This window comes from Nocardioides zeae (genome assembly GCF_030818655.1).
GTDB classification, from domain to species: Bacteria; Actinomycetota; Actinomycetes; order Propionibacteriales; family Nocardioidaceae; genus Nocardioides; species Nocardioides zeae_A.
On the sequence record NZ_JAUTAN010000001.1, the window covers coordinates 3,898,563 to 3,920,921 of the forward strand.

General features: G+C 75.6%; 15 protein-coding genes. 8 read left to right on the forward strand and 7 right to left on the reverse strand.

Annotation, left to right across the window (positions count from 1 at the left end; genetic code table 11):
• Positions 1 to 24 precede the first annotated feature (24 nt).
• Positions 25 to 1,209 (forward strand): acyl-CoA dehydrogenase family protein, encoded by a 1,185-nt coding sequence (locus QE405_RS18520; protein WP_307203845.1) that lies wholly within the window; start codon positions 25 to 27, stop codon positions 1,207 to 1,209.
• On the forward strand, positions 1,206 to 2,252 hold the full coding sequence (locus QE405_RS18525; RefSeq protein WP_307203850.1) for a phosphotransferase family protein: 1,047 nt from the start codon (positions 1,206 to 1,208) through the stop codon (positions 2,250 to 2,252). Before QE405_RS18520 ends, QE405_RS18525 begins: the two co-directional genes overlap by 4 nt.
• Positions 2,253 to 2,327: 75 nt before the next feature.
• Here QE405_RS18525 and QE405_RS18530 read toward each other — a convergent pair whose 3' ends face one another.
• The 4 genes from QE405_RS18530 to QE405_RS18545 form a co-directional block, all read right to left on the reverse strand.
• Entirely contained in the window at positions 2,328 to 3,113 is a 786-nt protein-coding gene (locus QE405_RS18530) for an SDR family NAD(P)-dependent oxidoreductase (protein WP_307203857.1), read from the reverse strand.
• 3 nt (positions 3,114 to 3,116) lie between these two features.
• A complete protein-coding gene (locus QE405_RS18535; RefSeq protein ID WP_307203864.1) occupies positions 3,117 to 4,310 on the reverse strand; it encodes an acetyl-CoA C-acyltransferase in 1,194 nt (397 codons plus the stop codon).
• Positions 4,311 to 4,348: 38 nt separating this feature from the next.
• A complete protein-coding gene (locus QE405_RS18540; RefSeq protein ID WP_307203871.1) occupies positions 4,349 to 5,104 on the reverse strand; it encodes an SDR family NAD(P)-dependent oxidoreductase in 756 nt (251 codons plus the stop codon).
• 71 nt (positions 5,105 to 5,175) lie between these two features.
• Positions 5,176 to 6,345 carry an acyl-CoA dehydrogenase family protein gene (locus tag QE405_RS18545; protein WP_307203886.1) on the reverse strand — a complete coding sequence of 390 codons (1,170 nt, stop codon included), beginning with the start codon at positions 6,343 to 6,345 and terminating at the stop codon, positions 5,176 to 5,178.
• A 96-nt stretch (positions 6,346 to 6,441) separates the two neighbouring features.
• Between QE405_RS18545 and QE405_RS18550 the strand changes: the two genes are divergently transcribed.
• The gene (locus tag QE405_RS18550) at positions 6,442 to 7,020 is read left to right on the forward strand and encodes a TetR/AcrR family transcriptional regulator (protein ID WP_307203892.1); all 579 of its coding nucleotides are present in this window, start codon (positions 6,442 to 6,444) and stop codon (positions 7,018 to 7,020) included.
• A gap of 305 nt (positions 7,021 to 7,325) precedes the next feature.
• Here QE405_RS18550 and QE405_RS18555 read toward each other — a convergent pair whose 3' ends face one another.
• Both QE405_RS18555 and QE405_RS18560 read right to left on the reverse strand, forming a co-directional pair.
• Complete coding sequence (locus tag QE405_RS18555; RefSeq protein ID WP_307203897.1) at positions 7,326 to 7,652, reverse strand: chorismate mutase; 327 nt, start codon at positions 7,650 to 7,652, stop codon at positions 7,326 to 7,328.
• A 29-nt stretch (positions 7,653 to 7,681) separates the two neighbouring features.
• Entirely contained in the window at positions 7,682 to 9,241 is a 1,560-nt protein-coding gene (locus QE405_RS18560; RefSeq protein WP_307203903.1) for a glycoside hydrolase family 30 protein, read from the reverse strand.
• Between the two features lie 280 nt (positions 9,242 to 9,521).
• On the opposite strand from QE405_RS18560, the gene QE405_RS18565 reads away from it, so the two are divergent.
• The 5 genes from QE405_RS18565 (at position 9,522) to recD (ending at position 20,690) form a co-directional block, all read left to right on the forward strand.
• Positions 9,522 to 11,042: an MDR family MFS transporter gene (locus tag QE405_RS18565; protein WP_307203919.1), complete on the forward strand. Its 1,521-nt coding sequence runs from the start codon at positions 9,522 to 9,524 to the stop codon at positions 11,040 to 11,042.
• Between the two features lie 39 nt (positions 11,043 to 11,081).
• Positions 11,082 to 11,519, forward strand: coding sequence for a hypothetical protein (locus QE405_RS18570; protein WP_307203920.1), 438 nt, complete (start codon positions 11,082 to 11,084; stop codon positions 11,517 to 11,519).
• 284 nt (positions 11,520 to 11,803) lie between these two features.
• The gene (gene recC, locus QE405_RS18575; RefSeq protein ID WP_307203921.1) at positions 11,804 to 15,253 is read left to right on the forward strand and encodes an exodeoxyribonuclease V subunit gamma; all 3,450 of its coding nucleotides are present in this window, start codon (positions 11,804 to 11,806) and stop codon (positions 15,251 to 15,253) included.
• Complete coding sequence (locus QE405_RS18580; RefSeq protein WP_307203922.1) at positions 15,250 to 18,807, forward strand: UvrD-helicase domain-containing protein; 3,558 nt, start codon at positions 15,250 to 15,252, stop codon at positions 18,805 to 18,807. The genes recC and QE405_RS18580 overlap by 4 nt, the downstream gene beginning before the upstream one ends.
• Positions 18,804 to 20,690 carry an exodeoxyribonuclease V subunit alpha gene (recD, locus tag QE405_RS18585; protein WP_307203923.1) on the forward strand — a complete coding sequence of 629 codons (1,887 nt, stop codon included), beginning with the start codon at positions 18,804 to 18,806 and terminating at the stop codon, positions 20,688 to 20,690. Before QE405_RS18580 ends, recD begins: the two co-directional genes overlap by 4 nt.
• Before the next feature lie 27 nt (positions 20,691 to 20,717).
• On the opposite strand, the gene QE405_RS18590 is transcribed toward recD, so the two are convergent.
• A complete protein-coding gene (locus tag QE405_RS18590) occupies positions 20,718 to 22,244 on the reverse strand; it encodes a polysaccharide deacetylase family protein (protein WP_307203924.1) in 1,527 nt (508 codons plus the stop codon).
• Between the last annotated feature and the right edge of the window lie 115 nt (positions 22,245 to 22,359).

A 22,359-nucleotide genomic window follows, 5' to 3' on the forward strand; every position in this document is an offset into this window, starting at 1 on the left:
AGCGTTCGGTCAGGAGGGATGGAGATGGGAACGCTGGCCGAGGACCTGACCGCGCGCACGCGGGAGTTCGTCGCGGAGCACGTGCTGCCGCTCGACGACGAGCACGACGGCGACATCGTCGCGGCGGGAGGCGACGAGCGTCGCGTCGCCCTCCAGGAGGCCGCGCGCGCCGCCGGGGTGTTTGCCCCGCAGGTCGCGCGGGAGTACGGCGGGCACGGCCTCGGGATGGTGGACCGCTCGGGCCCGCTCGAGGAGGCCGGTTACTCGCTCTTCGGTCCCATCGCCACCAACGTCGGCGCCCCGGACGAGGGCAACATGCACATGCTCGAGGCCATCGCGAGCGCCGACCAGCGCACCCGGTTCCTCGAGCCGCTCGCGCGGGGCCTCGTGCGCTCCGCCTTCGCGATGACCGAGCCCGCGCCGGGCGCCGGTGCCGACCCGTCCGCGCTGCGCACGCGCGCGGTCCGCGGCGACGGTGGCTGGGTCATCAGCGGGGAGAAGCGGTTCATCACGGGCGCCGACGGCGCCGGCTTCTTCATCGTCATGGCGCGCACCGGCGGCGAGCCCGGCGGCCCGGGTGGCGCGACCATGTTCCTCGTGCCCGCGGACACCCCGGGCGTGGTCGTCGGTCGCCACCTCCCGACGGTCGACCGGGCCATGATCGGCGGCCACTGCGAGATGCGCTTCGAGGACGTCGTCGTCGGCGACGACGCCGTGCTGGGCGAGGTCGACCTCGGCTTCCGCTACGCCCAGGTGCGGCTCGGTCCCGCGCGGATGACCCACGTCATGCGCTGGACCGGCGCGGCGCGCCGGGCCCACGAGACGGCGGTCGCGTACGTCGCGGGCCGGCAGGCGTTCGGCGGCCGGATCTCCGACCTCGGCCTCGCCCAGCAGCACATCGCCGACAACGAGATCGACCTCGCGGCGACCCGGGCCCTGCTGCGGGTGGCCTGCGAAGAGCTCGACGCGGGGGGCCGGGCGTCGGAGTCGACGTCCATCGCCAAGACCTTCGCGGCCGAGGCCCTCGACCGCGTCGTGGACCGCTCCCAGCAGCTGTGCGGCGGCCTCGGCGTCACGGCGGACCTGCCGGTCGCCAAGATCGCCCGCGAGATCCGGCCGTTCCGCATCTACGACGGCCCCTCCGAGGTGCACCGCTGGTCGATCGCGAAGCGCGCGGTCAAGCGCATCACGAGCGGCGCCGGGTCGTGAACGACGCCGCCGGCGGGCTCGGGCCCGCGGAGCTCGACCGCGTCACCGGCTGGCTGGCGACGCAGGGGACCACGACCACGGGGACCCTGTCGGCCCGTCTCATCGCGGGCGGGAAGTCGAACCTGACGTTCGCCGTCACCGACGGCGCGAGCCGGTGGGTGCTGCGGCGTCCGCCCCTCGGCGGCTACACGCCCTCGGCGCACGACGTGGGCCGCGAGTTCCGGGTGACGCGCGCCCTCGAGGGCGCGGGTGTCGCCGTCGCGCCCACGATCGCCTCGTGCACCGACGAGAGCGTGCTCGGCGCGCCGTTCACGGTGGTCGAGTTCGTCGACGGCCTGTCGGTCGCGCGCCGGGAGCAGCTGGACACCCTCACCGACGCGGAGGTGGCCGACGTCTCCGCGGGTCTCGTGGAGGCGCTGGCCCGCCTGCACGACGTCGACCACGTCGCCGTCGGTCTCGGGGACTTCGGGCGGCCGGACGGGTACGCCGCGCGCCAGCTCCGGCGCTGGAGCGGCCAGTGGGAGCACGTCAAGCAGCACCACGACGCGAGCGTGGACGCGCTCGCGACGCGGGTCGCGGCACGGCTGGGGGAGGCGCTGCCGGACCAGGCGCGCACCAGCGTGGTGCACGGCGACTACCGCATCGACAACACGCTGCTGGCGGCCGACGGCGACGGGCGACCCACCGGCGCCGTCGCGGCGATCGTCGACTGGGAGCTCTCCACGATCGGTGACCCGGTGGCCGACGTGGCGCTGATGGCGATCTACCGCGACCCCGTCCTCGACCTCATCCTGGGCTTCGACGCGGCCTGGACCTCGCCGCGCCTCGCCGACGAGGCGACGCTGGCCGCGGCGTACGAGGCCACGGGCGGAGCCCTGCCCCACTGGGAGTTCCACCTGGCGCTCGCGGCGTTCAAGCTCGCGGTGATCGCCGCCGGGATCGACCACCGGTACCGCTCCGGCGGCACCGTGGGCGACGGCTTCGACACCGCCGGGACGGCCGTGGCGCCGCTGCTGGAGCGGGCGCTGCGGCAGCTGCCCTGAACCCCGCACACGCGTCGTGGCCCCAGCGCACCGGAAAGTGGTGCGCTGGGGCCACGACGCGGTTCGGGGCTGGGGTCAGCGCGGCGCCATCCGGATCGCCCCGTCGAGGCGGATCACCTCACCGTTGAGCATCGGGTTGGCGGCGACGTGGGCGACCAGCGCGCCGTACTCGCCCGGCTCGCCGAGCCGGCTCGGGTGCGGCACCTGGGCGCCGAGGGAGGCCTTGGCCTCCTCGGGCAACGTCGCGAGGAGCGGCGTGTCGAACAGGCCCGGGGCGATGGTGACGACGCGGATCCCGAGGTTCGCGAGGTCGCGCGCGATCGGGAGCGTCATGCCGACGATGCCGCCCTTGGAGGCGGAGTACGACGCCTGCCCGACCTGGCCGTCGAAGGCCGCCACCGACGCGGTGTTGACGACGACGCCGCGCTCCTCGCCGAGGGGCTCCAGCTCGGCCATGCGGGCCGCGGCCAGGCGGATCACGTTGAACGTGCCGACGAGGTTGATCTCGACGACCCGCTGGAAGGACTCGAGCGGCAGGGGCTCGTTGCCCCGGCCCACGGTCTTGCCGGGGGCGCCGGTGCCGGCGCAGCTCACGGCGACGCGGAGGTCGCCGATCTCGGAGGCGAGGTCGACCGCCGCCTGCACGGTGTCGGCGTCGCGCACGTCGGCCGCCGCGAACCGTACGTCGCGGTCGAAGCGCTGCGACAGCTCGGCCGCGACGTCGGCGCCGGCGGAGGAGGGCAGGTCGAGGATGACGGCACCGCGGGCGCCGGCCGCGAGGAGGGCCTCCACGGTGGCGCGACCGAGGCCGGACGCGCCGCCCGTGACGAGCGCGGTGGAGGAGCCGGAGGAGAGGTCCACGGATCAGAGCCTTTCGATGATGGTGGCGTTGGCCATGCCGGCCGCCTCGCACATGGTCTGCAGGCCGTAGCGGCCGCCGGTCTGCTCGAGGTCGGCGAGGAGCGTGCCGAGCAGGCGCGTGCCCGACGAGCCGAGCGCGTGGCCCAGCGCGATGGCGCCGCCGTTCGGGTTGAGCTTCGCCGGGTCGGCGCCGAGCTCGCGGGCCCACGCCAGCGGCACCGGGGCGAACGCCTCGTTCACCTCGTAGGCGTCGAGGTCGTCCATGCCGAGGCCCGTGCGGGCGAGCACCTTCTGGGTGGCGGGGATCGGGGCGGTCAGCATGAGCACCGGGTCGTCGCCGGTCACGGCGAAGCCCACGAAGCGGGCGCGGGGAGTGAGGCCGAGCTCCTCCAGCACCCGCTCGCTCACGACGAGTGCGGCGGAGGCGCCGTCGGTCAGGGGCGAGGAGTTCCCCGGCGTGATCTGCCATCCGAGATCGGGGAACCGGGCGGCGAGCTCGTCGGTGCGGAACGACGCCCGGAGGCCGGCGAGGCCCTCCGCGCTCGTCGCGGCGCGGATGGTCTCGTCGACGCGGTGGGTGAGCGTGGTGCCGTCCGGCAGCGTGACGTCGATCGGCACGACCTCGCCGTCGAAGAAGCCCGCCTCGGTGGCCGCGGCGGCGCGGCGGTGCGACTCCGCCGAGAAGGCGTCGAGCTCGTCGCGCTCGAGCTTCCACCGCTGCGCCACCAGCTCGGCGGAGACGCCCTGGTTGACGAGGCCCTCGGGGTAGCGCGCGGCGACCTCGGGACCGTCGGTGTCGAGGCCGAGGGTCGAGGCGCCTATCGGCACGCGGCTCATCGACTCCACGCCGCAGGCGATGACGACGTCGGCGAAGCCCGACATCACGGCCTGCGCGGCGAAGTCCACGGCCTGCTGGCTCGATCCGCACTGCCGGTTGATGCTGACGGCGGGCACGGTCTCGGGGAATCCGGCGCCCAGCAGCGCCGTACGCCCGATGTTCATGGACTGCTCCCCGACCTGCTGGACGCAGCCGGTGATGACGTCCTCGACGCGGGCCGGGTCCACGCCGGTGCGCTCGGTGAGCGCCGTCAGCACGTGGGACAGCAGCACGGCGGGATGCGTGCCGGACAGGGCCCCGCCCGGCTTGCCCTTGCCGGACGCGAGCCGGACGACGTCGATGAGGTAGGCCTCGGCCACGGGTGTCTCCTTGCCGGTGGAAGTGGGTGCGGTGGGGATCAGCGCGGCGCCATGCGCAGCGCGCCGTCCATGCGGATGACCTCGCCGTTGAGGTAGTCGTGGTCGATGATCGCGAGGGCGAGCTGGGCGTACTCGTCGGGCCGGGCGAGGCGCTGCGGGAACGGGACCCCGGCGGCGAGGCCGGCACGGAACTCCTCGGAGACCGTGGCGAGCATCGGCGTCTCGACGATGCCGGGCGCGATGACGTTGACGCGGATGCCGTACTGCGCCAGGTCGCGTGCCGCCGGGAGGGTGAGGCCGACGACGCCGCCCTTGGAGGAGGAGTACGCCGCCTGCCCGACCTGGCCGTCGAACGCCGCGATGGAGGCGGTGTTGATGACGACGCCGCGGGCGCCGTGCTCGAGCTCGGGGGTCTGGGCGATCCGCTCGGCGGCGAGCGTCAGCACGTTGAACGTGCCGATGAGGTTGACCTGGATGATCTTCGCGTAGAGGCCGAGGTCGTGGGGGCCCTTGCGCGACAGGATGCGCGCCGACGGGCCGATGCCCGCGCAGTTGACGACGGTGCGCAGCGGGGCGCCCTCGGCGGCGGTCGCGACCGCCGCCGCGACCTGCTCGGGGTCGGTGACGTCCGTCGGCACGTAGGTCACGCCGTCGACCGCGGGGGCGGACTCGAGCGAGCCGGGGAGGTCGAGGCCGAAGACGGTCGCGCCCTGCGCGGCGAGCGCGGAGGCGGTCGCGGCACCGAGGCCGGAGGCGGCGCCGGTGACGATGGCGGCGGTGTCGACGAGCTGCATGGGGGTTCTCCTGGGGATGGTGGGGTCGGCAGGTGGGGTCCGGCGGGTGGGGTCGGCGGTCGGGCGGCGGATCAGGCGGTGACGTGGAGCGAGGCGTCGGGCTTCGCGTCGAGCGAGCGCGCCACGACCATCCGCTGGATCTGGTTGGTGCCCTCGAAGATCTGCATGACCTTTGTCTCGCGCATGTAGCGCTCGAGGGGGAAGTCGCGGGTGTAGCCGACGCCGCCCAGCACCTGCACGCCGTCGGTGGTCACCTTCATCGCGTTGTCGGTGGCGACGAGCTTCGCCACGGAGGCCTCGCGCGAGAACGGCAGGCCCTGGTCGCGCAGGCGCGCGGCGTGGAGCGTGACGGCGCGGGCGGACTGCACCGCCGCCTCCATGTCGGCCAGCACGAAGCCGAGGCCCTGGTGGTCGATGATGCGGCGACCGAACGCCTCGCGCTGCTGCGCGTAGGCCAGTGCCGCGTCGAGCGCGCCCTGGGCGACGCCGGTCGCGACGGCGGCGATGCCGAGACGGCCCGAGTCCAGGCCGGCGAGCGCGATCTTGAGACCGTCGCCCTCCGCGCCGAGCCGGCGCTCGACGGGCACGCGCACGTCGGTGAGCAGCATCGACGCCGTGGTCGAGCCCATCAGGCCCATCTTGCGCTCGGGGTTGTCGGCGACGAGCCCGGGCGTGTCGGCCGGCACGAGGAAGCAGGAGATGCCGTTCTTGTCCTCCGACGTGCGGGCCATGATCTTGTAGAAGTCGGCCTCGCCGCCGTGGGTCACCCACGCCTTGGCGCCGTTGAGCACGTACTCGTCCCCGTCGCGCCGCGCCGTCGTGCGCATGGCCGCCGGGTCGGAGCCGGCGTGGGCCTCGGAGAGGCAGTAGGCGCCGAGGAGGTCGCCGCCGAGCATGTCGGGCAGCCACGCCTCCTGCTGCTCCTGGGTGCCCCGCGTGGCGAGGCCGAAGCAGGAGAGCGCGTGCACGGAGACGCCCACGCCGACGCTCGCCCAGACGCGGCCGATCTCCTCGAGCACCTGGAGGTAGACCTCGTAGGACACCCCGCCGCCGCCCACCTCCTCGGCGTACGGCAGCCCCAGCACCCCCGTCTGCCCCAGCAGCCGGAACACCTCGCGCGGGAACTCGCCCTTCTCCTCGGCCTCGGCCGCGCGGGGGGCCAGCTCCTTGGTCACGACCTCGCGCACGAGCGCGATGAGGTCGGCGGACTCCTGGTCGGGCAGCAGTCGGCGGGCAGGCATGGGTCCTCCTCGGTGGGCGATACTCGCAGCAGTTCTACAGTATCGTTCACGGTATCGCTAGGGTGAGGCAGGAGTCGAGGAGGTGGACGTTCGGTGGTGACCGCGGCACGCACGCGTCGTACGGCGCGGCAGCAGCAGCTCCTCGACCGCCTCGTCGACCTGTGCGAGGCGGAGGGGTTCGCCGGGTTCACCCTCGACGACCTGACGGTGCGCCTGGGCTGCTCGAAGACGACGCTCTACTCCCTCGCGGGCTCGAAGCTGGAGCTGGCGGTCGAGATCGTGCGGGCCTCGTTCCGCCGGGCCACCGACCTCATCGAGGCGCGCCTCGACGGCGTGGAGGGCGCCGGGCCCCTCATCGACACCTACCTGCGGGCCGTGGCCGACCACCTGCAGTCGCTGTCCCCGGCCTTCCTGGCGGACATCGCCGCCTTCCCGGCCACCGACGCCGTCTACCGCCGCAACACCGAGGCCGCCGCCGACCGGATCCGGCAGCTCGTCAGCGAGGGCGTCGCGTCCGGCGAGCTGCGCCAGGTGCACGCGGGGTTCGTCGCCGAGATGGTCGCGGCGACGATGTTCGACATCCAGCGTGGCCGGCTCTTCGAGCGGCTCGAGCTGAGCGACGCCGAGGCCTACGCCGAGCTCGCCGACTTCGTCGTGCAGGCGCTGACGGACTGAGCCTCAGGCTGGCGGGCCGAGGCGCGGGGAAAAGAAAACGCGGATCGGCCTGGGTGGGCGTCGTGCCGGGGGAAAGAAAACGCGGACGGGCTCGGCATCGGTCCGGAAGGGCCCGCGAAGAGTGCGGAATCTGACCGGGCGACACGCCGGGCGGGGTAGTCCCGGGTCCGCGTTTTCTTTCCCCGGCCGCGGGGCGCCGCGCACTTTCTTTCCCCGTCCGCCCGGCCGCGCGCACTTTCCGCGAGCGCGTCCGCGTTTTCTTTCCCCGGCCGCACCCGGCCGCACCCGACCCGACGGACCGACCGTCAGCCGCCCTCGGCGATGCGCTGGTGGTGGTGGATGACCTCGGCGATGACGAAGTTGAGGAACTTCTCCGCGAACACCGGGTCCAGCCCGGCCGAGGTCGCGAGCGAGCGCAGCCGGGTGATCTGCCGCTCCTCGCGGGCCGGGTCGGCCGGCGGGAGCTGCTGCTCGGCCTTGAGGACGCCGACCCGCTGCGTGCACTTGAAGCGCTCCGCGAGCAGGTGCACCAGGGCCGCGTCGATGTTGTCGATGCTGGAGCGCAGCGCGGCCAGCTCGGGCGGTACCTCGCCGGCCGGAGCCGTCCCCGTCTCGGTCACGTCGTCGCTCACGGGAGCCAAGGATAGGTGCGGGCGGGCCCTCACCGGCCGAGCAGCCCCCGCACGAGGCCCTGCAGCGTGCCGAGGAGCGAGCCCGTCGGGTCCCCGCCCGCCTCCTCCGGCGACCCCGAGCCGTCGGTGGGCGTGCCCCAGTCGAGCGTGCTCCAGGAGGTGTTGAGCACGACGAGCACGCGGGAGCCGTCGGGGTTGGCGTACGCCACCGTCTCCACCGGCGACCGCTGCGTCGAGCCCAGCAGCACCGCACCGGGCTGGACGAAGCGGGAGAGCTGGGACCAGTACGCCGCGGACTGCCCCACCACGTAGCCCTCGTCGCCCACCTCGACCATGCCCCGGCAGGTCGCGCACCCGCCGAGGTGCGGCCCGCCGGCCGTGTCGAGCGCCAGGTTCCAGTAGAGGGAGGCGACCGCGCCGTACCGGAGCGGGTTGAGGAGCGCCAGGTGCGTCTCGTTGACGAGGTTCTGCCGGGTGTCGCGCCAGTGGGTGGTGCCGGTGCACTCCGTCATCCAGGCCGGTCGCGCGGTGGTCTGCTGGGCGGCGGGCTCGCGGCGGAGGTTGGACTCGTAGCAGTGGTAGCCGATCGCGTCGACCGCCTCGCCGGCGGCGGCGAGCAGCGCGGCGGGGTAGCCCGTCGGGCGGTCGGTGCCCTCGTCCACGTAGTTGTGGTCCCAGCCGAGGATCGCGACGTCGGTGAACCCGGCCGCGTCGAGCGCGGGCCGCAGCGCGGTGGCGAGCCGGGCCTGGGTGGCGGCGGGCATGGTCATCGTCGGGTAGGTCGAGTTGCAGTGCTGGGGCTCGTTGCCGAGCGACACCTGGGCGACGTCGACGCCCTCCGCGGCGTACGCCTGGAGGAAGCGCACGTAGTAGCGCGCGTAGACCCCGACCATGTCGTCGCGCAGCTGGTTCTGCTGCTGCCAGCAGTCGCCGACGTACTTCCCCGACCGCTTCATCCACCCCGGCGCCGACCAGGGCGCGGCGACGACGACGAGGTCGGGGTTGATCGCGAGCGCGTCCCGCAGCACCGGCAGCACGTGGGCCCGGTCGCGCTCGATCGAGAACGAGGCGAGGGTCGGGTCGGGCGCGTCCGCGTAGCTCGCGTGCCCGGGCGTCGCGACGAAGTCGCTCGCCCCCATCGCCAGGCGCACGACGTCCAGCGAGGCGCCGTCCGCGCCGAACAGGTCCGCGAGGATCGCGTCGCGCTGGGGCGAGGTGTCGATGACGTACGCCGCGGAGTCGGTCAGCGCGCCGCCGAAGCCCACGACGGGGGAGGTGCCGGGCACGGCGTCGCCCACGACGAGCTCCTCGCCGCCCACGACGGGACGGGTGGCGAGCGGGGCGCGGGCGGTGACCTGCTCGGTCAGCCCGCCGGCGGTGGCCGTGGTGCGCCAGGACGCGACGCTGGTCGCGCCGGGCTGCCAGACGTAGGTCGTGACCGACGTCGGGGGCAGGGTGTCGCGGACCGCGACGCCCCCCAGGTCGATGCGCGCGTCGCTGCGGGTGTCGGCGGCGACCCGCGCGGTGGCGGGGGCGGGCGCGGCCGCACCGGTGGTGGCGACGAGCGCCGCGAGGACCGCGATCGTCACTGCGGGACGGAGGGGCGTGGGGAGCATGGGAGGCGTCGACTTTCTGGGGCCCGGGGGAGGCGTGGCGCCGTGACGACCGGAGGGGGAGGGTGCCGTCGTCGGCGAACCTACGGCATCTCCGCCCCGGACGGAACGTTTCCTCAAGGAATCCTCAAGGCAGTGCGCGCGGAACAGACCGGCGGTCGAAAACGATTGGCTCGCGGACGATGAGTTCTGCGAGCCTCTCCGGTCGGATCCCTCGTCCGTCGCGCCACCCACCCCGCTGCTCCAGGAGACACCCATGACCGACACCCGCGCCGAGGCGCTGCCCGCGACGGGACCCGCCGCGGGACCCGCCGCGGGACCCGTGCCGGGTTCCAGGCTCGAGCGTCGCGACGTCGTCCTCATCGGCGTGCTGCTGGTGGCGACCTTCGTGGTGATCCTCAACGAGACCGTCATGAGCGTCGCCCTGCCGGTCCTGCAGACCGAGCTGGGGGTCGACCCGAGCGTCGGGCAGTGGCTCACGACGGCGTTCCTGCTGACCATGGGCGTCGTCATCCCGCTGACGGGCTACCTGATCTCCCGCCTCGGCACGCGCACGCTCTTCGGGGTCGCGATGAGCCTCTTCACCGCGGGCACGACGCTCGCCGCGCTCGCTCCCGGGTTCGGCGTGCTGCTCACGGCGCGGGTCGTGCAGGCCACCGGCACCGCCATCATGCTGCCGCTGCTGATGACCACGATCATGACGCTCGTCCCGCCGGCCCGCCGCGGCGTGATGATGGGCAACATCTCGATCGTCATCTCCGTGGCGCCGGCCCTCGGTCCGACGCTGTCCGGCGTGGTGCTCGAGCACCTCGGCTGGCGGTGGGTCTTCGGGCTCGTCGTGCCGGTCGCGGTGGCCGCCCTCGTGCTGGGCCTGCGCCTCGTGCGCCCGGTCGCCGCGCCGCACGCGGCCCCCGTGGACCTCGTCTCGGTGCCGCTCGCAGTGCTCGGCTTCGGTGGTCTCGTCTACGGCCTCGTCAGCCTCGGACACGCGGCCGAGGGGGCGCACGGGCTGTCCCCGGCGGTGCCCTTCGCCGTCGGTGGCGTCGCGCTGGCGGCGTTCGTCGCGCGCCAGCTGCTCCTGGCCCGCACCGACCGCGCCCTCCTCGACCTGCGGGTCTTCGCGTCCCGGCAGTTCACCGTCGCGATGGTCGCGATGCTCGTGGCGATGGCCGCGATGATGGGCACCTTCATCCTGGTGCCCTACTACGCCCAGACCGTGCTCGGCATGGGCCCGACCGCGACCGGCCTGCTGACGCTGCCCGGCGGCATCCTCATGGGCCTCGCGGGCCCGCTCGTCGGGCGTGTGTACGACGCCCGCGGCCCCCGCCTGCTCCTCCTCCCCGGAGCCGCCCTCATCAGCGCGGCCCTCTGGATGCTCGCGACCGTCGGGGCCGACACGCCCGTGGCGTGGCTGCTCGCGGCGTACGTCGTGCTCTGCCTGGGACTGGCCGTGACCTTCACGCCGCTGATGACGGCGGGTCTCGGGTCGGTGCGCCCGGCGCTCTACGCGCACGGCTCGGCGGTGCTGGGCACGTTCCAGCAGGTCGCCGGTGCGGCCGGTACGGCGCTGTTCGTCACCGTCATGACCATCGTCTCCACGCGGTCGGCCGAGGACGGCGCGACGGCCGAGGTCGCGGTGGCGGACGGCGTCCGGTCGGCCTTCCTCGTCGGCGCCTGCGTGTCGCTGCTGCTGCTCGTCGTCGTGACGTTCGTGCGCAAGCCGGAGCAGGACCCGGAGCAGGAGCCCGGCGCCGACGGCGCGCCGCTGCCCCACTGAGCGGCGCCGTCCGCGGGAGCATCCGTCACACTGGCTCCCGTGGACGTGACCGCGTGCATCTACTCGCCGGACGGGGCCCTGCGCCTCGAGCCCGACGAGTTCCTCGACGCCGCGCTCCTGTGGTGGCCGGACGCGGTCGCGGTCGACGTGCGGCGCCGGATCCCCCGTTCCCGCCGCGTGGGCGTGCGGGTCGAGGCGCCCGGCGAGCGGCCCTTCCAGGTGCGTCTGTCGCGGGACGGCACGGAGCTGGTCACCGACGGCGACCACGTGCAGCAGATCTGGTTCGCGATCTGGGCCCGCTCCCGCGTGCCGTACGACGCGCCCGGCCGCATCGTCCTCGTCAACGCCGACGCGTCCGAGGCGGCGCTGCTGACGCCCGGCATGACCGCGCGCGAGGTGTGGGCCGCCTGGCGCGGCCAGACCGAGGAGTGGCAGCGCTTCGCCCGCGGCTGGCTCGCGGCGACGCTGGCGGGGTAGTCGCGTCGAGCTGTCACGTACGGCGCGGCGTGGGCGTCGAGTTGGGTCGTACGGCGCGGCGTGGGCGTCGAGGTGGGTCGTACGGCGCGGCGTGGGCGTCGAGCTGTCACGTACGCCGCGGCGCGGCGGGGCCACGAAATGGTCGGCAACGACGGGTGAGGCGGCGTCCGGACTGTCGTCGGTGACCATTTCCGGGGGTCGCGGTGCAGTGGGCGGCGACAGCTCGGGCTACCCCTGTGGAGGACCGTCCGGGAGTGTCGGTCGCTCGTGGCAGGCTCTCCCGCGTGACCCTCACCGTCCACCGCGCGACCAGCACCGGCGTCCTCGCCGACGCGCTGGGAGACCTGCTCGCGCACCCGGTGGACGACCCGTTCGCCGACGAGCTGGTGGTCGTGCCGGAGCGCGGGATCGAGCGGTGGCTGGCCCAGCGGCTCTCCCACCGGCTCGGGGCGGGCCCGCGAGGTGGTGACGGGGTGTGCGCGGGTGTGCGGTTCCTGCGGCCGCACTCGCTGGTGACCCTGCTGCTCGATCGCGACCGCGACGACCCGTGGGAGCCGTCGCGGCTCGTCTGGCCGGTGCTGGCCGTCATCGACGCCCACCTCGACGAGCCGTGGTGCGCGCCGCTGGCGCGCCACCTGGGCGCGGCGCTCGCCCCGGGAGAGCCGGCGGAGCTCGGCGACCTCCGGCGCTCGCGCCGGTGGGCCGTCGCGCGGCGCCTCGCAGGACTGTTCGGGTCCTACGCCTCGCAGCGCCCGCGGCTGCTGGCCGCGTGGCGCGAGGGGCTGTTGACCGACGGCGCGGGCGCACCGCTGCCCGACGACCTGCACTGGCAGGCCGAGCTCTGGCGCCGCGTGCTCGACGAGGTCGACGCGCCGCCGCCCGACGTGCGGCACGAGCGCACGGTCGCGGCCCTGCGGGCGGGTGAGGTCGGGGAGCTCGACCTGCCGGGGCGGCTCTCGTTGTTCGGCCACACGCGCCTGCCCGCCGCCGAGATGGAGCTCGTCGCGGCCCTGGGGGAGCGTCGCGACGTGCACCTGTGGCTGCCCGTCGCGTCCACCGCGGTCGCGCGAGCGCTGGACGCGCACGCCCCGGTCGACACGACGGCGCCCGTGCGGGCGGACCACGACACCGACGTCCTCGTCCACCACCCGCTGCTCGCCGCCCTGGGGCGCGACGCGCGTGAGCTGGGGCTGCGCCTCGCCGCCCTGCCCGGTGTCGCGGTGGTGACCCACGACGACCACGACGAGCCGGAGCCCGGAGCCCCGCTGCTGCACCTCCTCCAGGCCGACGTGCGCGCTGACCGGATCCCCGGCGAGCACGACCGTGCCGCGCGCACCCGGGCGGTCGACACGTCGGTGCAGGTGCACGCGTGCCACGGACCGGCGCGCCAGGTCGAGGTGCTGCGCGAGGTGCTCGTCGGGCTGCTGGCCGACGACCCCTCGCTCGAGCCCCGGGACGTGCTCGTGATGTGCCCCGACGTCGAGACCTACGCGCCCCTGATCGAGGCGGGCTTCGGGCTGGCCGGCGCGCTCGACGAGGGCGAGGAGCCCGCAGCCCGGGAGGGGCGGCACCCGGCCCACCGGCTGCGGGTCCGCCTCGCCGACCGCGCGCTGGGCAGCACCAACCCGCTGCTGGCCCTGGCCGAGCGGCTCGTCGCGATGGCCGGCGGTCGGGTGACCGCCTCCGACGTGCTCGACCTGGCGTCGCTGCCCGTGGTGCGCCGCCGCTTCCGGCTGGCCGACGACGACCTGACGGTGCTGCAGCGGTGGGTGGCGGACGCCGGTGTGCGGTGGGGGATCGATGCGCCCCACCGTGCGGGGTTCGGCCTCGACGGCATCGCCCAGAACACGTGGCGGGCGGGCCTCGACCGCGTGCTGCTCGGTGTCGCGGTCTCCGGAGACGAGCCGCACTGGCTGGCCCACGCCCTGCCGCTCGACGACGTGGGCAGCGGCGCGATCGACCTGGCCGGCCGCGTCGCCGAGCTCGTCGACCGGCTCCATGTCACCCTCGACGCCCTGCACGGCCCGGCGCCGGCCGCCCGGTGGGCGACGGTGCTCGCCGACGGTGTGGCGTCGCTCGCCGCGGTCGCCCCGGCCGACGCGTGGATGCAGGCCGAGCTCGACCGCGAGCTGCGACGCCTCGCCCCCGACGACGACGGCGTGGCGCCGCCCTTGATGCTGCCGGACGTCCGCGCCCTGCTGGCCCGGCTCTGGTCGGGCCGTCCGACGCGCACGAGCTTCCGCACGGGCACCCTCACCGTGGCCACGCTCGTGCCGATGCGGTCGGTCCCGCACCGCGTGGTCTGCCTGCTGGGCCTCGACGACGGCGTGTTCCCGCGCGCGGGGATCGACGACGGCGACGACGTGCTCGCCCGGCGACCGCTCCTCGGCGAGCGCGACCCCCGCGCGGAGGACCGGCAGCTGCTCCTCGATGCCGTCATGGCGGCCGGCGAGCGGCTGGTCGTGACCTACACGGGGGCGACGGAGCACACGGGCGGCGTGCGGCCGCCCTCGGTGCCGGTGGGCGAGCTCCTCACGGCGCTCCGGGCCACGGCGCCGGTCGAGCGACCACTGGTGGTGCGTCACCCGCTGCAGCCGTTCCACCCCGCCAACCTCGAGCCCGGGGCGGCCACGGGGCACGGCCTCGTGCCGCCGGGCGCGCCCCCCTTCAGCTTCGACCCGACCGCCCTGGCGGGCGCCCGCGCGGTCGTGCGGGAGCGGGTGCCGCGGGGTCCCTTCGTCGCCGCGCCGCTGCCCCGGGAGCGCGAGCCGGAGGTGGCGCTCGACGACCTGGTGCGGTTCGTCGAGCGACCGGTGCGGGAGTTCCTGCGCACCGGGCTCGGGGTCGGCAACCGGTTCGACGCCGACGAGGTCGAGGACGCGCTGCCGCTGGAGCTCGACGCCCTCGACCGGTGGGGCGTCGGCGCGCGGCTCCTCGCCGACGTGCTGGACGGCGTGCACCCGGAGCTGGCCCGCGAGGCCGAGCGTCGGCGAGGTCAGCTGCCGCCGCGCGCGCTGGGCGCCCGCACCCTCGCGAGCGCCGAGCGCGACGTGCGCGCGCTCTACGTCGACACCGTCGAGCTGCGGGCCGGTGATGCGCGCACGCTCGACGTGGACGTCGACCTGGGGGACGGACGCCGCCTCGTCGGCACCGTCGGCGGCGTGCACGGCAACCGCCTGGTCTCGGTCGGGTTCTCCGGCGTGCGGGCGCGGCACCGCATCGGGGCGTGGGTGCGCCTGCTGGCGCTCTCGGCGGCCCACCCCGACTCCTCGTTCACGGCCCACACGGTCGGGCGCAGCGGTCGTTCCGGTCCGCAGCGCTCGCTGGCCGGACCGCTCGACCACCGCGCCCTCGACCACCTGCGCGCCCTCGTGGACCTGCGGGACCGCGGCCTCGCCGAGCCGCTGCCGATGCCGGTGCGCACGGCGTGCGCCGTCGCGGAGGCCATGCGCCGCCAGCGGGCCGGCGACGACGTCGAGCTGGAGGTCGTGGCGCGGCGGGAGTGGGAGACCTCGCGCGACCGTGCCGCCGTCCCCGGCGAGCACGAGGACCCGGAGCACGCGCTGGTCTACGGCGACGCGTCCGGCGTCGAGGTGCTGCTCGGCCCGCCCCGCGACGACGAGCTGTGGGTGCCCTCCACGGAGGGACCGGGCTTCCGCACCCGGATCGGGCAGCTCGCCTGGCGGGTGTGGGGTCCCCTGGTCACCGGCGGCGAGCGGATGGGGCCGCTGTGAGCGCCGATGACCTGACGCCGCCGGAGCTCACGCCGTTCGACGTGCTCGGCCCGCTGCCCCAGGGCACGACCCTGCTCGAGGCCAGCGCCGGCACCGGCAAGACCTGGACGATCGGTGCCCTCGTCGCCCGGTACGTCGCGGAGGGCCACGCCCGTCTCGACGAGCTGCTCGTCGTCACGTTCGGACGGGCCGCCAGCCAGGAGCTGCGCCAGCGGGTGCGGGCCCAGCTGGTCGACGTGGCGTCCGCTCTGGCGGCGACGCTCGCGCGCCACGAGCCCACGAGCGAACCCACGAGCGAACCCACGAGCGAACCCACGAGCGAACCCACGAGCGAGCCCACGAGCGGCGCCGAGGGGGTCGTGGACGAGGTCGTCGCCCTGCTCTGCACGGGCGACCGAGCGACGCTCCGCGCCCGCCACGCCCGGGTCAGCAGCGCCCTGGCGCACTTCGACGGCGCCACCATCGCGACGATCCACCAGTTCTGCCAGCAGGTGCTGCGCAGCCTCGGCGTCGCGGGCGACACCGACCCGTCGGCCCGCCTGGTGGAGGACGTCGCCGACGTCCGCGACGAGGTGGTCGACGACCTCTACCTGCGGGGCTTCGTCGACGAGGAGGCACCGGTCTTCTCGGTCGCGGACGCCCGCCGCCTGGGTGCCGCCGCCGTCGGCGACCCGCAGGCAGCCCTCGTCCCGGAGCACCCCGCGGAGGGCACGCCCGCCCTGCGCCGGGTGCGGTTCGCGCGCGCCGTCCGGGCCGAGGTGGAGCGCCGCAAGCGGCGGGCGGGGCTGCTGGGCTACGACGACCTCCTCAGCCAGCTCGCCACCGCCCTCGAGGAGCCGGGTGCCGCGGCGCGCACCCGGATGCGGCAGCGCTGGCGCGTCGTGCTCGTCGACGAGTTCCAGGACACCGACCCGGTGCAGTGGCAGGTCTTCGACCGCGCGTTCTCGGGCCACGCCACGATGGTGCTCATCGGCGACCCCAAGCAGGCCATCTACGCGTTCCGCGGGGGTGATGTCGCGACGTACCTCGAGGCGGCCGCGACCGCCACCACCCACCAGACCCTCGCGACCAACTGGCGCTCCGACCGTGCTCTCGTGGACGCCACGAACCGGTTGCTCGAGGGCACGGCGCTGGGCGACGACCGCATCGTCGTGCGTCCCGTGGCCGCCCACCACACGGCCGCGCGGCTGAGCGGGGCGCCGTCGGACGCGCCGTTCCGCCTGCGGGTGGTGCGGCGCACCGACGTCAGCCGGGTGACCCGGCAGGGACGCGGCCTGCGCATGGACCAGGTGCGGCCCCACGTCGACACCGACTGCGCGCGCGACGTGGCGGCCCTGCTCGCCTCGGGCGCGCAGTGGGACGGGCGCCGCCTCCAGGCCGGCGACGTGGCGGTCCTGGCCCACACCCGTCGTCAGCTCGGCGCCGTGCGCGACGCCCTCGCCGAGGTCGGCGTGCGCGCGGTCTTCGCGGGTGGCGGCAGCGTCTTCGCGACCCCCGCCGCAGAGGAGTGGCGCACGCTCCTCAGCGCCGTCGACGCGCCCCACCGCTCGCTGCTCGTGCGGGCGGCCGCGCTCACCTCGTTCTTCCCCGACACCCCGGCCTCGCTCGCCGCGGAGGGCGACCGCGCGACCGACCGCACGGCCGACGCGCTGCGCCGCTGGTCGGTGCTGCTCGCCCGTCGCGGTGTGGCCGCGGTCTTCGAGGCGGCCCAGCGGGGCGGCCTGGCGGCCCGCGTGCTGTCCCGCGTCGAGGGGGAGCGCCACCTGACCGACCTGCGCCACCTCGCCGAGGCGCTGCACGCGGCGTCCCGGGGCGAGGCGCGGGGCGGCGGCGACCGCGCTCGCGGGGAGGCCCTCGGCCCGGCGGGCCTCGTGGCGTGGCTCGAGCACGAGATGCGGGAGGGGGCGAGCGACGGGGTCGACGAGCGCACCCGGCGGCTCGACAGCGACCTGGCGGCCGTGCAGCTCGTGACGATCCACGGGAGCAAGGGCCTGCAGTACCCGGTGGTCTACCTGCCCTGGCTCAGCGACCGCTACGTCTCCGAGCCCGCCGTCCCGCTCTTCCACCTGCCCCCCGACGAGCGGGGGCACCGTCGTCGCGCGATCGACGTCGGTGGCGAGTCGGGACCGCACTGGCGGCGCAGCTGCGAAGAGCACCAGGCGGAGGACGCGGGGGAGTCGCTGCGGCTCCTGTACGTCGCGGCCACGCGCGCACAGTCCCAGGTCGTCGCCTGGTGGGCGCCGACGAACAACACGGCGGGGTCCCCGCTGCACCGGGTGCTGTTCGGCCGCACGCGCGGTGTCGCGACGGTGCCGCCCACGGCGCCCCTGCCGAGCGACGACGACGCCCAGGCCCGCCTGGCCGCGCTCGAGGCCGCCGGGGGGCCGGTGCTCGAGCGGGCGCTGCCGGCTCCGGCGCCGGACCGCCCGGCCGCCGCTCCGCCGCCCCCGCTCGCGGTGCGCCCCTTCGACCGCGACGTCGACCTCGGCTGGCGCCGCACGTCGTACTCCGCCCTGGCCGCGGGAGGCAGCGCGACCGGGGGTCACGAGCCTGTGCTCCCGCCGACCAGCGAGCCCGAGGTCGTGCCGCGGGACGACGAGCCCGACACCGGGACGCCGCCACCGGCTCCGGACGCCGGCGGCGAGACCGTCGGCGGCGAGATCGTCGGCGACCTCGTCTCACCGATGGCGGACCTGCCGGTCGGCGCGACCTTCGGGTCGCTGGTGCACGCCGTGCTGGAGCACGCCGACCTCACGGCCCCCGACGCGCCGGAGCGGGTGGCTGCCCTCGTGACCGAGCAGCGCGCCTGGTGGCCGGTGCCCGACCTCGACGAGGACGCACTGGTGGAGGCCCTCCTCGCCGTCGCGGCCTCCCCGCTGGGTCCGCTGGCCGGCGGCCGCACGCTCGCGACCGTCGCGCCCGCCGACTCCCTGCGCGAGCTCGACTTCGAGCTCCCGCTGTCGGGGGGCGACCTCGCCCGGAGCACCGGCACCGGAGCAGCCGGCACAGGCGGCGTGGTGCTCGGCGACCTCGCGCCGGTCCTGCGGGCGCACCTCCCGGAGGGTGACCCCGTCCGCAGCTACGCCGCGGTGCTCGACGCCGACGCGACGCTGGCGGAGCAGCCGTTGCGGGGCTACCTGGGGGGATCGGTGGACGTGCTGCTCCGGCTGCGCGGAGCGGGCGCGGAGGGCGCGGACCGCTACGTCGTCGTCGACTACAAGACGAACTGGCTGGGTCCGCACGGGGACGACGCACCCCCGCTCCGGGCCTCGACCTACCGGCCCGAGGCGATGGAGGCGGCCATGGCGGGGAGCGACTACCCGCTGCAGGCCCTGCTGTACGCCGTGGTGGCCCACCGGTTCCTGCGCTGGCGGCTGCGCGACTACGACCCGGAGGTCCACCTGGGCGGCGTGCTCTACCTCTACCTGCGCGGGATGTGCGGACCGGCCACGCCCCTCGTCGACGGGCAGCCGTGCGGCGTCTTCGCCTGGGTCCCGCCCGTCCCGCTCGTCGAGGCGGTCAGCGCGCTGCTCGACGGGGGTGACGACCGATGAGCGAGCTCTTCGAGCCGGACGGTCCGCACGACCACCGGATCGCCGCGGTGGCGCCGGAGGGCCTCCTCCGCGACCTCAACCACGCGGGGGTGCTGACGGCGGCCGACGTGCAGGTGGCGACGCGCGTCGGCGGTCTCGCGGTGCTGGCCGACGGGCGCGGTGCGGAGCACGACCTGGCGCTGCTGGCCCTCGCGCTCTGCGTGCGGTCGGTCCGCGGCGGGTCCGTGTGCCTCGACCTGGCCAGCGTCGCGGCGTCGACGGAGGTGCCGACCGGCTGGACCTGGCCGGACCACGACGCCTGGTGCGCCGCGATCGACGGCAGTGCGCTGGTCGCGACGGGCGTGCTCCACCGCGCGGGGTCCTTGGTCCACCTCGACCGCTACCTGCGGGAGGAGCGTCAGGTTGCCGACGACCTCCGGCTGCGGGAGCGGCAACCGGCGCCCGGCGTCGATCTGGGCCTATTGGAGCAGGGGGTGACCCGGGTGTTCCCCGCCCCGGGGGACGAGGAGCAGCGCGCCGCGGCCCGGCACGCGCTGACCCACCGCACCACCGTGCTGACCGGCGGCCCCGGCACCGGCAAGACCACCGCGGTCGCCGGGCTACTCGCGCTCCTGGCGGAGCAGGCCGAGCGGGGTCCCGGTGGCCGCCCGCCCCGGGTCGCCCTGGCCGCGCCGACCGGCAAGGCCGCCGCGCGCCTGACGGAGGCGGTGGCCGAGTCGGCACGCCGCTTCTCACCGGCCGACCAGGACCGCGTCGCCCGGCTCGTGCAGGGGGCGCCCGCGACCACGCTCCACCGGCTGCTGGGCGCGCGGCCCGACTCGTCCGTGCGCTTCCGGCACCACCGGGGCAACCGCCTGCCCCACGACGTCGTGGTGGTCGACGAGGCCTCGATGCTGTCGCTCACGCTCACCGCCCGCCTGCTTGAGGCAGTGCGTCCGGACGCGCGGCTCCTGCTCGTCGGCGACCCCGACCAGCTGGCCTCCGTCGAGGCGGGCGCCGTGCTCGCGGACCTCGTGGCGGGTTTCGGTGAGCAGGACGGCCCGGTCGTGCGTCTGCGCACCTCCCACCGCTTCGGCGCCTCCATCGGCACCCTGGCCGCGGCGCTGCGCGACGGCGACACGGACGGCCCCGGCGACGGCGCCGGCGAGGACGCGGGCGTGCTGGGGCTGCTCCGCGGCGTACGGCGCGCGCCCGGGTCCCCGGCGGACCCGTCGGAGCCCGTCGGGTTCGTCGACCTGGCGGAGCCCGCGACGGAGGCGGCGCTCGACGAGGCGCTGCGACCGCTCGTGCTGCCCATGGCTCGGGCGGTACGGGCCGCCGCCCTCGCCGGGGACGGTGCGGCGGCGCTCGCGCTGCTGGCCGAGCACCGGCTCCTGTGTGCGCACCGGTCGGGTCCGGCCGGCGTGGCCGCGCAGAACCGGCGCGTCGAGGCGTGGCTGGCGGAGGAGGACCCGGGGGTGGTGCCCGGCGGTTCCTACGCGGGCCGTCCGCTCCTCGTCAGCCGCAACGACCCCGGTCTCGGCCTCGCCAACGGCGACACCGGCGTGGTGGTGCGGGCGCCGGACGGTTCGTTCCGCGCCGTCTTCGCCACGGCGGGCGCCTCCCGCGAGCTGGCGCTGAGCCGGGTGGGGGACGTGGAGACCATGCACGCCCTCACGATCCACAAGGCGCAGGGCAGCCAGGCGGAGCGGATCACGGTGCTGCTGCCCGGACCGGAGTCGCGACTGCTGACGCGGGAGCTGCTCTACACGGCGGTCACGCGGGCCCAGCGGTCCGTGTGCCTGGTGGGGTCCGAGGAGGCGATCGGCGCTGCCGTGGGGCGGCACGTGCAGCGCGCCAGCGGCCTCCGCGAGCGGCTCCGCGCGACCGAAGGACCCGGCTGACCCGGCTGACCGGGCCGACCCGGGGGGTCAGCCGGTGGTCTCGGTGTCCCCGGGGCCGTCCCCGTCCTCCGCGTCTCCGGTGCTGTCGAGGAGGCGGCTCGCGGTCACGAGCGTGAAGCCCCGCTGGCGCAGCCCGGTGACGATGGCGGTCACGGTCGCCGCGCTCGTGGTGGCGGTGTCGGGGAGCACGACGATCCCGCCGGCCTCGGCGCCGGCGACGACCCGCTCGACGAGCGCCGCGGGCGCGAGGCCGGCGAGCGTGTCGGGGTCGACCGTCGGCAGCACCTCGCTGAGCCCGGCGGCGTCCGCGCGCGTGCGGACCCGCTCGTCGGTCGCGCCGTACGGCGGCCGGAACAGCGTCGGCGTCTGGTCCACGACGTCCTCCACCACGGTGACCGTGCGGGCGAGCTCGCGGTCGACCTCGGTGAGCGGGAGGCGGGTCAGGTTCCGGTGGTCCCACGTGTGGACGCCGAGCTCGTGGCCGGCGGCGGCGATGGCGGCGGTGACGCCCGGGTACGTCGCGACCTGCTGCCCCAGCACGAAGAAGGTGGCCGGCGCGTCGAGCGTGCCGAGCGCGTCGAGGAGCGCGGGCGTGCCGGCGCCGGGGCCGTCGTCGAAGGTGAGGGCCACGCACTGCTGCACGGCGCAGTCGACGTCACCGGTGTCCACCGGCGGGGTCGAGGTGGCCCGGTCCTCGGTGTCCTCCGCGCCCTCCGTCTCCTCCGCACCGGGGTCGACGGCGCCGGGGTCGACGGCGCCCGGGTCGACGGCGCCCGGGGGCAGGGTGGGGTCGACGAGCGACGCCTGGGCGACCTCGCCGAGGTCGGAGAGCAGGTCGTCCGTCTGGTCGAGCGTGAGCACGACGCTCACCCGACCGGTGTGGGCAGGCGAGATCTGGCCCTCGTCGAAGCCGACGAACAGCTCCCCGTTCTCGGTGAACCCGAGCACGGGCACGCCGGTCGTGAGGGCGGTGGCGAGCAGGTCGACGTCCACCGCCGGCTGGCCGTCGAGGGCCTCGGTGACGTCCTCGGCGAGCGCCGCGGGGTCGTCGACGAGCGCGCCGTTGGGGACGACGGTGCCGGCGGCCGCGTCGTACCAGGTCGTCTGCCACGTCTCCACCGAGCTGCCCTCGGCGAGGCGGAAGGTGTCGGTGAGCACGCCGACCATGTCGCCGGACGACCCGACGAAGCTCCAGGTGCCGTTGAGCTCGGAGTCCTCGGGGGCCGACGCCACGGTGGGGCGGAACGCGGCCACCTCGTCCGCTCCGAGCCGGTCGAGCTCGGCGTCCAGCGCGGCGATGCCGAGCCGCGGCCACGTCACGTGCACCTCGCCCTGCTGCTCGGTGACGGTGACCGTCGACGCGGCGGGCACGTCCTCGAGCACGGAGGGGTCGACCACGGCCGGGTAGCCGTCGACGGTGACGGCCGTCGTGTCGACGGGCGGCTGCGACGGTGCGAGCTCGTGGGGCTGGTCGGGCTCGGTGGCGACGTCGTCGGAGCAGCCGGTCACGAGCGCGCCCACGGCGAGCAGCGCGACGAGGGCGCGACGGGACATGGGCCTCCGATCCGGCGGGGTGGGACTGCCAGCATCATGCCAGTCCGGTTCACGGCGTGCCGGACGGCACGTGGGCACCCGACCGTCCGACGATGGCCGAGCGACTATCGTGACC

What these genes read in the sequence shown, in the direction of transcription:
- QE405_RS18520 (WP_307203845.1), top strand. Translation starts at nt 25, where the DNA reads ATGGGAACGCTGGCCGAGGACCTGACCGCGCGCACGCGGGAGTTCGTC.
- QE405_RS18540 (WP_307203871.1), bottom strand. Translation starts at nt 5,104, where the DNA reads ATGCAGCTCGTCGACACCGCCGCCATCGTCACCGGCGCCGCCTCCGGC.
- QE405_RS18545 (WP_307203886.1), bottom strand. Translation starts at nt 6,345, where the DNA reads ATGCCTGCCCGCCGACTGCTGCCCGACCAGGAGTCCGCCGACCTCATC.
- QE405_RS18565 (WP_307203919.1), top strand. Translation starts at nt 9,522, where the DNA reads ATGACCGACACCCGCGCCGAGGCGCTGCCCGCGACGGGACCCGCCGCG.
- recD (WP_307203923.1), top strand. Translation starts at nt 18,804, where the DNA reads ATGAGCGAGCTCTTCGAGCCGGACGGTCCGCACGACCACCGGATCGCC.
- QE405_RS18590 (WP_307203924.1), bottom strand. Translation starts at nt 22,244, where the DNA reads ATGTCCCGTCGCGCCCTCGTCGCGCTGCTCGCCGTGGGCGCGCTCGTG.